This is a genomic window from Acinetobacter sp. YH18001, from assembly GCF_013416975.1.
Classification (GTDB): Bacteria; Pseudomonadota; Gammaproteobacteria; order Pseudomonadales; family Moraxellaceae; genus Acinetobacter; species Acinetobacter pseudolwoffii.
Genome location: NZ_VPEU01000073.1, coordinates 1 through 6242 on the forward strand (window position 1 = coordinate 1; position 6242 = coordinate 6242).

Below are 6242 nucleotides of genomic sequence, written 5' to 3' on the forward strand. Positions count from 1 at the left end.
TCCAGCAGGAAAGGAATATGATTTCAAAAACTTATTATCAGAACTTCAAAGTTTGATAACTTCTGCAAAAGATAATCATGAGAAACAAGTTCGCCAAGAACTTTATGATTTGACTCAAAATGCATGTAATGCATTTAATGATGTAGCTTCAAGCGAAATTAGAAAACAAATGAATAACGTGATCAGTAAATAATTTTCATCGTTTACTTGATTAATAGCTAAGTTAGCTAAGTCGGAGGTACAGGAACTTAAAGTTCCTGTATTTTTACCCTATCACCGACTATTTTAAACCTCACATCTAAATCCGCAAACTTCATTCCATAAACCCGTTCCTCATCATCCTGATAAGCAGGTCTCGGATCTAAAGAGAGAACTTTTTCGAGTTCTTGCAGTATTTGTGGAGAAACTTTTCCCTTATTCATGAACTGCTGTTTTTGCTGCTCCGCCTCTTCTGTCCAAATTACCGATTTACGTTGTGGCTCATCCTGTGCATAACCACTTTGTGCCTCAATCACGGCATCTGAATACTGAATATAGGGCTTGATATCGACAATCGGCGTTCCATCCAGCAAATCACTTCCATTTAGATACACACGTACATTCTTGCCGACCTTCTTGACTTCTTTGAGTTGAACGACTGACAAGCCAATCGGCGCTGGACGATACATGCTCCGTGTCGCAAAGACGCCAATCTTCTGATTGCCGCCCAAACGTGGTGGGCGTACTTGCGGACGGAATTTCGCATTCTCCTGATATTTATTATCATGAAACTGCCAGATCAGCCAGAGATGACTAAAAGCCTCAATTCCTTCAAATGCCAGCAAGTCATTATAGGGGCCGACCATTTCGATATAACTTTCGACCTGCACCAGATTGGGCTGCCGTGGAATACCAAATTTTTCTTTATAGGGTGATTGCATATAACCAATAATCGGCAACTTAATTTCAGTCATCATCACTTTTTTTGATAAGCTCAATTAAATATATTCAGTTTATAGAGAATGGATTTAGTTTAGAATAGCAAGTTGTTCTAATTTGATAACTTATTGAGACCTTTAATGGCTGCTTTTAACGTCGAAAAGATTACTCACGTCCACCACTGGAATGATACTTTATTCTCTTTTAAAACGACTCGTGACACTGCTTTACGTTTTAAAAACGGTCAGTTTGTAATGATCGGCCTTGAAGTCAATGGCAAGCCCTTAATGCGTGCATATTCAATTGCAAGTGCCAACTACGAAGAAGAGTTAGAGTTTTTCTCAATTAAAGTGCCGGATGGCCCACTGACTTCCATTCTACAAAAAGTAAAAGTCGGCGATGACATCCTGATTTCTAAAAAACCGACAGGTACTTTGGTGCTAGATGACCTGAACCCAGGTAAAAACTTGTATCTTCTGTCTTCAGGCACTGGCCTTGCACCATTCTTGGCGACCATCCGTGATCCTGAAACTTATGAACGTTTTGAAAAAATCATTATCGTGCATGGTACCCGTTTCATTTCTGAACTGGCTTATCAAGATTTGATTTTGAATGAAGTACCAAATCACGAATTCTTCTCAGAGCTTGGTGCAAAAGAAAAATTAGTATACTACCCGACTGTGACGCGTGAAGAATATCCGAACCAAGGTCGCGTTACGACTGCAATTGAAACCGGCGAACTGTTTGAAAAAATTGGTCTGCCACGTTTTAACCCGGAAACGGATCGCGCTATGTTGTGTGGTAGCCCAGCCTTCCTCGACGATGTTGCTGCACTTCTAGACCAACACGGTCTAAAAGAGTCACCTAAAATGGGTGTTCTAGGCGATTACGTGATTGAACGTGCATTCGTGGAAAAATAAAATCTGATTTTAGATGATCAGAATTAAAAAAACCGAAGCTTGAAGCTTCGGTTTTTTATTTGAATCGGCGTTAAAAAATTAACGATCACGACCTTCCTGATTGGCAGAACCTGAACAGCCTGCGCCACCACCAATGATAAAACCGCTTTCTGCCTTACATGAACCGATCATACGGCCATGTGAGTCAAATGTAGTCACTGTCGATGCACAGCCTGTTAATACCAGTGTCAGTGCAATAAGTGCTGATAATTTCATGATATTCCCCTGTATTCTTTATGGCTTTAAATTAATCTGGTTTTGACTTGGCAGTGCTGGCAACAAACCCGTCTTGGCATCCATGCTATTGTAATTCACACCCATCGCATTACCTGAACCACCACAATGGGCACTTGCAGTTGAAAGCAGACCGCGTGTTGCTTTACATGATCCAATCACCTGACCGGTGGCATCATAAGTAATGACCATAGAGCTACAGCCCGTCATCAGCACCATGGCCGCAAGTGAAAGTAGTTTTATGAAGTTCATTGTCCCCCCTCAAAAACAATAAAAATTAAATGGTTAAGTTATATTGCTATTCTATAAATTTCGCGGATGATTCTTTCTAAAATTAGTGGATTTGTAAAGCTTTATTTTTCATCTATTTAAAATATACAGGCCATAAAAAAGCTGCCCGTTAAGCAGCTTTTTTAGGATTAAACTTAAATATTCAGAATCAGGCTGACTCATGTCCTAATGCCCGTTCTGCCAGTGCCTGCTTCACAATCTGATAACCCGCAGTTAAACCAAGACTCGCCATAATCATCGCCACTATTATATCTGGCCACAGACTGCCTGTACCAAAAACCCCGACTGCTGCCAGAATCACGGCAGCATTGCCAATGGCATCATTTCGGCTACACAGCCAGACTGACCGCATATTGGAATCACCTTCACGAAAGGCATAAAGAATGACTGCCGTAAATACATTTGCCAGCAATGCCAGCACACCAATCAAGCCCATGGTCAGTGCCTCTGGCGGAATGCCTTGCAGATAGGCATAAATGACTTTTCCCATGATCACCAGGCCAAATAAGGCCATGGTCATTCCCTTGAGTAAAGCGACTGTTGCGCGCCAGTACAGACTTGCACCGATGACCGCCAAAGAGACGCCATAATTGACGGCATCACCAAAGAAGTCCAAGGCATCTGCCCACAAAGCCGATGAATGTGCATAGGCCCCACCAATCAGTTCCACCACAAATAAAGTCAGGTTCACCACCAAGGCAATCCATAACGCCGTTCTAAACTTACTGTTAGGTTTGGGTGGGACAGGTTCATGACTACAGCTACAGGCCATGTTGATCTTCCATACTTTCGTGCAAAAAATGAGTTAAAATAATTAGAAACTATGGACTAACTCCAAGGTCAAGCAGGAGCGAGCAATGTCAGTCTATTTAATTTCAGAAATAGCCAAAAAGACTGCTTTAAGCACAGATAGCATTCGCTTTTATGAGAAGAAAGGCTTGATACAGCCGAATTTTCGAGCAAGTAATCGCTATCGTTATTATGGTGAAGAAGCCCTGAAAAGGCTGCTTTTTATCAAACGCTGTCGTGCTTTGGACATGTCCTTAAAAGAGATTGAAGCCCTGATTAAACTCGAACAGAATCCGCAGCAGGAATGCAGTGCAGTGAATCAGCTCATTGACCAGCATTTAGAAGATATCTCCAAAAAAATTAGGGAATTACAGCTATTCGAACAACAACTGATTGCACTTCGCAAAAGTTGTAATGTCCCGACCACCATTGATCATTGCCAGATTTTAAAAATGCTCGAACAGACTGAAAATAATTGAATATTGAATAATTTTAGTGCTTCATTTCACTCAAAATAAAACATTCTTTTTATTCTAAATTGCTTATTTCCGAGTAATTTACTGGGTTGAATCCAAATTTTAGATGGTTAGAATAAAGCCGTACTTTTTATATGTCTTTCGATTCCATCATGAGCCTGACGACCGTTACTGAACTCCTCTCACCTGCCGGTTCACTGAAAAATATGCGCTATGCCTTCGCCTATGGTGCAGATGCAGTCTATGCAGGTCAGCCGCGTTATAGTTTGCGCGTTCGTAATAATGAATTTGATCATGACAATCTGGCGATTGGCATTCAAGAAGCCCATGAGCTAGGTAAAAAGTTCTATGTGGTCGTCAATATCCAGCCGCATAATTCCAAACTGAAAAATTTTATTCGTGATCTGGAACCTGTGGTGGCGATGCAGCCGGATGCGCTGATCATGTCTGATCCGGGCCTGATCATGATGGTGCGTGAACATTTTCCAGAAATGGATATTCATCTGTCTGTGCAAGCCAATGCAGTGAATTGGGCAACGGTAAAATTCTGGAAAAATATGGGACTCACGCGCGTGATTCTGTCACGTGAATTATCGATTGAAGAAATTGCTGAGATTAAACAGCAAGTACCGGATATGGAGATTGAGGTTTTCGTACATGGTGCGCTGTGCATGGCTTATTCCGGCCGTTGCATGCTGTCTGGTTATATGAATAAACGTGATGCCAATCAGGGTGCGTGTACCAATGCCTGCCGCTGGGAATACAAAGTTCTGGATGCGAAGGAAGATGAAACTGGTGATGTGATTCCAGTGAAAAATCTGGATTCAGGCTGCTGCTCTCAAGATGCCGACGAAGCACATATGCAAGCACAGCATCAATTTGATGAACCGATATTATTACAGCGCAATGATGAAGACATGTTTGCTGCCGAAGAAGATGAACACGGCACTTATTTCATGAATTCTAAAGACTTACGTGCGGTACAACATGTCGATCGTCTGATCAAGGTCGGGGTACATTCCTTGAAGATTGAAGGCCGGACCAAATCCTATTTTTACTGTGCCCGTACCGCACAAATCTATCGTAAGGCCATTGATGATGCGCTTGCGGGCCAACCATTTGACCCAGCATTGATGACGCAATTAGAAGGTCTGGCCAATCGTGGGTATACCGAAGGTTTCCTGCGCCGTCATGTGCACAGTGAATATCACAATTATGAAAATGGCTCTTCAAGTTTTGACCATCAACAGTTCTGCGGTGAAGTCTTAGAACGTAACTGTAACTCCATCAAAATTGATGTAAAAAACCGTTTTGTCGTGGGTGATTCCTTAGAGCTGATGACGACTCAAGGCAATATCAGCTTTGTTTTAACCGAAATGAAAGACAAAAAAGGCAATCTGATTTCTGAGGCTAAAGGCTCAGGTCATATCGTCGAGATTCCGGTTCCAGCAGATGTAGATATGCAATATGCACTGCTCATCCGCAATCTGCCGACATCGACTATAGATATTTCGGCATCGTCACTGGCTTATCAGGGGAGTTAAACATGGCGCTGCTGATTACCGACAAATGCATCAATTGCGATATGTGTTTAGCAGAATGTCCAAATGATGCGATTTATGAGGGTGCGAAAGTCTATGAGATTGATGTGAACCGTTGTACGGAATGTGTCGGCTTTTATGAGCGCCAAACCTGTGTAGATGTATGCCCAATTGAGTGCATTGTGCCGCATCCTGAGCATGTAGAGACACAAGAGCAACTGTTAGAAAAATTTAAAGTCTTGAATTTGTTCCAGTCTTAAGTACTGATCAAGCATTGGAATAAATATTGCATTGAATAAAGACAACCTTGGGGAAGGCTGAATAATAAGAGGCAAAACAAAAACAGTACAGAGGAAAGAAACAGCTAGAAGCAATTGGGGATGCTTCTGGCTGATCTAAAAAAGGAAGCAAATATAACAATAAAAAAAGGAACTCTGGTGTTAGCGTCCGGAGTTCCTATAAAAAAGGTATAACAAAGATAATCGAGATCGAACACCAAGGTTTTGGGGAACCTTGGTGTTATTTTTTACTGACCTGAACGGATGATGTAATCAAATGCAGACAGTGATGCTTTCGCACCTTCACCGGTGGCAATGATGATCTGCTTATACGGAACAGTAGTACAGTCACCCGCCGCAAATACACCTTTCACATTGGTTTCGTTGCGTTCATTAATCAGGATCTCGCCACGATTTGAAAGTTCAACCGCTGTTGCTTTTAAGAAATCGGTATTCGGCAACAAACCAATCTGTACGAAGATACCAGCCAATTCAACAGTGTGCTCTTCATCTGTTACACGATCTTTGTATTTCAGTGCAGTCACTTGTGAACCGTCACCCACCACTTCAGTCGACAAGGCATTTTTAATCACCGTGGTGTTTGGCAAGCTTGTTAATTTGTCCTGAAGTACCTGATCCGCACGAAGCTTGCTATCAAACTCAACCAAAGTCACATGCTCTACAATCCCTGCAAGATCAATTGCAGCTTCTACACCTGAGTTACCCCCACCGATTACCGCAACACGTTTGCCTTTA

General features: G+C 42.0%; 9 protein-coding genes and 1 pseudogene. 5 read left to right on the plus strand and 5 right to left on the minus strand.

Going from position 1 to position 6242, the window contains the following annotated elements; translation table 11 throughout:
• Positions 1-193: pseudogene (locus FTV48_RS13735) on the plus strand (hypothetical protein); the annotation flags it as partial.
• 55 nt (positions 194-248) lie between these two features.
• Here the strand turns inward: FTV48_RS13735 and tsaA are convergent.
• Positions 249-953 carry a tRNA (N6-threonylcarbamoyladenosine(37)-N6)-methyltransferase TrmO gene (gene tsaA / locus FTV48_RS13740; protein WP_180000713.1) on the minus strand — a complete coding sequence of 235 codons (705 nt, stop codon included), beginning with the start codon at positions 951-953 and terminating at the stop codon, positions 249-251.
• 105 nt (positions 954-1058) lie between these two features.
• On the opposite strand from tsaA, the gene FTV48_RS13745 reads away from it, so the two are divergent.
• The gene (locus FTV48_RS13745; protein WP_005097483.1) at positions 1059-1838 is read left to right on the plus strand and encodes a ferredoxin--NADP reductase; all 780 of its coding nucleotides are present in this window, start codon (positions 1059-1061) and stop codon (positions 1836-1838) included.
• Between the two features lie 78 nt (positions 1839-1916).
• On the opposite strand, the gene FTV48_RS13750 is transcribed toward FTV48_RS13745, so the two are convergent.
• The 3 genes from FTV48_RS13750 to FTV48_RS13760 form a co-directional block, all read right to left on the minus strand.
• Entirely contained in the window at positions 1917-2093 is a 177-nt protein-coding gene (locus tag FTV48_RS13750; RefSeq protein ID WP_180000714.1) for a hypothetical protein, read from the minus strand.
• 18 nt (positions 2094-2111) lie between these two features.
• Positions 2112-2363, minus strand: a complete 252-nt coding sequence (locus FTV48_RS13755) for a hypothetical protein (protein ID WP_005170200.1) — start codon at positions 2361-2363, stop codon at positions 2112-2114.
• Between the two features lie 187 nt (positions 2364-2550).
• Entirely contained in the window at positions 2551-3174 is a 624-nt protein-coding gene (locus FTV48_RS13760) for a cation transporter (protein WP_180000715.1), read from the minus strand.
• Between the two features lie 85 nt (positions 3175-3259).
• Between FTV48_RS13760 and FTV48_RS13765 the strand changes: the two genes are divergently transcribed.
• From FTV48_RS13765 to FTV48_RS13775, 3 genes are all read left to right on the plus strand, one after another.
• Positions 3260-3670, plus strand: coding sequence for a Cd(II)/Pb(II)-responsive transcriptional regulator (locus FTV48_RS13765; protein ID WP_100355690.1), 411 nt, complete (start codon positions 3260-3262; stop codon positions 3668-3670).
• A 131-nt stretch (positions 3671-3801) separates the two neighbouring features.
• Entirely contained in the window at positions 3802-5211 is a 1410-nt protein-coding gene (yegQ, locus tag FTV48_RS13770; protein ID WP_180000716.1) for a tRNA 5-hydroxyuridine modification protein YegQ, read from the plus strand.
• A gap of 2 nt (positions 5212-5213) precedes the next feature.
• Positions 5214-5468, plus strand: coding sequence for a YfhL family 4Fe-4S dicluster ferredoxin (locus tag FTV48_RS13775; protein ID WP_005097495.1), 255 nt, complete (start codon positions 5214-5216; stop codon positions 5466-5468).
• A 266-nt stretch (positions 5469-5734) separates the two neighbouring features.
• Here FTV48_RS13775 and FTV48_RS13780 read toward each other — a convergent pair.
• Positions 5735-6242: FAD-dependent oxidoreductase (locus FTV48_RS13780; RefSeq protein ID WP_180000717.1), on the minus strand; the 508-nt coding region annotated here is incomplete at its 5' end.

Bases quoted from the DNA above. Each gene is read 5' to 3' on its own strand.
- tsaA (WP_180000713.1), bottom strand. From the start codon at position 953: ATGACTGAAATTAAGTTGCCGATTATTGGTTATATGCAATCACCCTAT.
- FTV48_RS13745 (WP_005097483.1), top strand. From the start codon at position 1,059: ATGGCTGCTTTTAACGTCGAAAAGATTACTCACGTCCACCACTGGAAT.
- FTV48_RS13750 (WP_180000714.1), bottom strand. From the start codon at position 2,093: ATGAAATTATCAGCACTTATTGCACTGACACTGGTATTAACAGGCTGT.
- FTV48_RS13755 (WP_005170200.1), bottom strand. From the start codon at position 2,363: ATGAACTTCATAAAACTACTTTCACTTGCGGCCATGGTGCTGATGACG.
- FTV48_RS13760 (WP_180000715.1), bottom strand. From the start codon at position 3,174: ATGGCCTGTAGCTGTAGTCATGAACCTGTCCCACCCAAACCTAACAGT.
- FTV48_RS13765 (WP_100355690.1), top strand. From the start codon at position 3,260: ATGTCAGTCTATTTAATTTCAGAAATAGCCAAAAAGACTGCTTTAAGC.
- yegQ (WP_180000716.1), top strand. From the start codon at position 3,802: ATGTCTTTCGATTCCATCATGAGCCTGACGACCGTTACTGAACTCCTC.
- FTV48_RS13775 (WP_005097495.1), top strand. From the start codon at position 5,214: ATGGCGCTGCTGATTACCGACAAATGCATCAATTGCGATATGTGTTTA.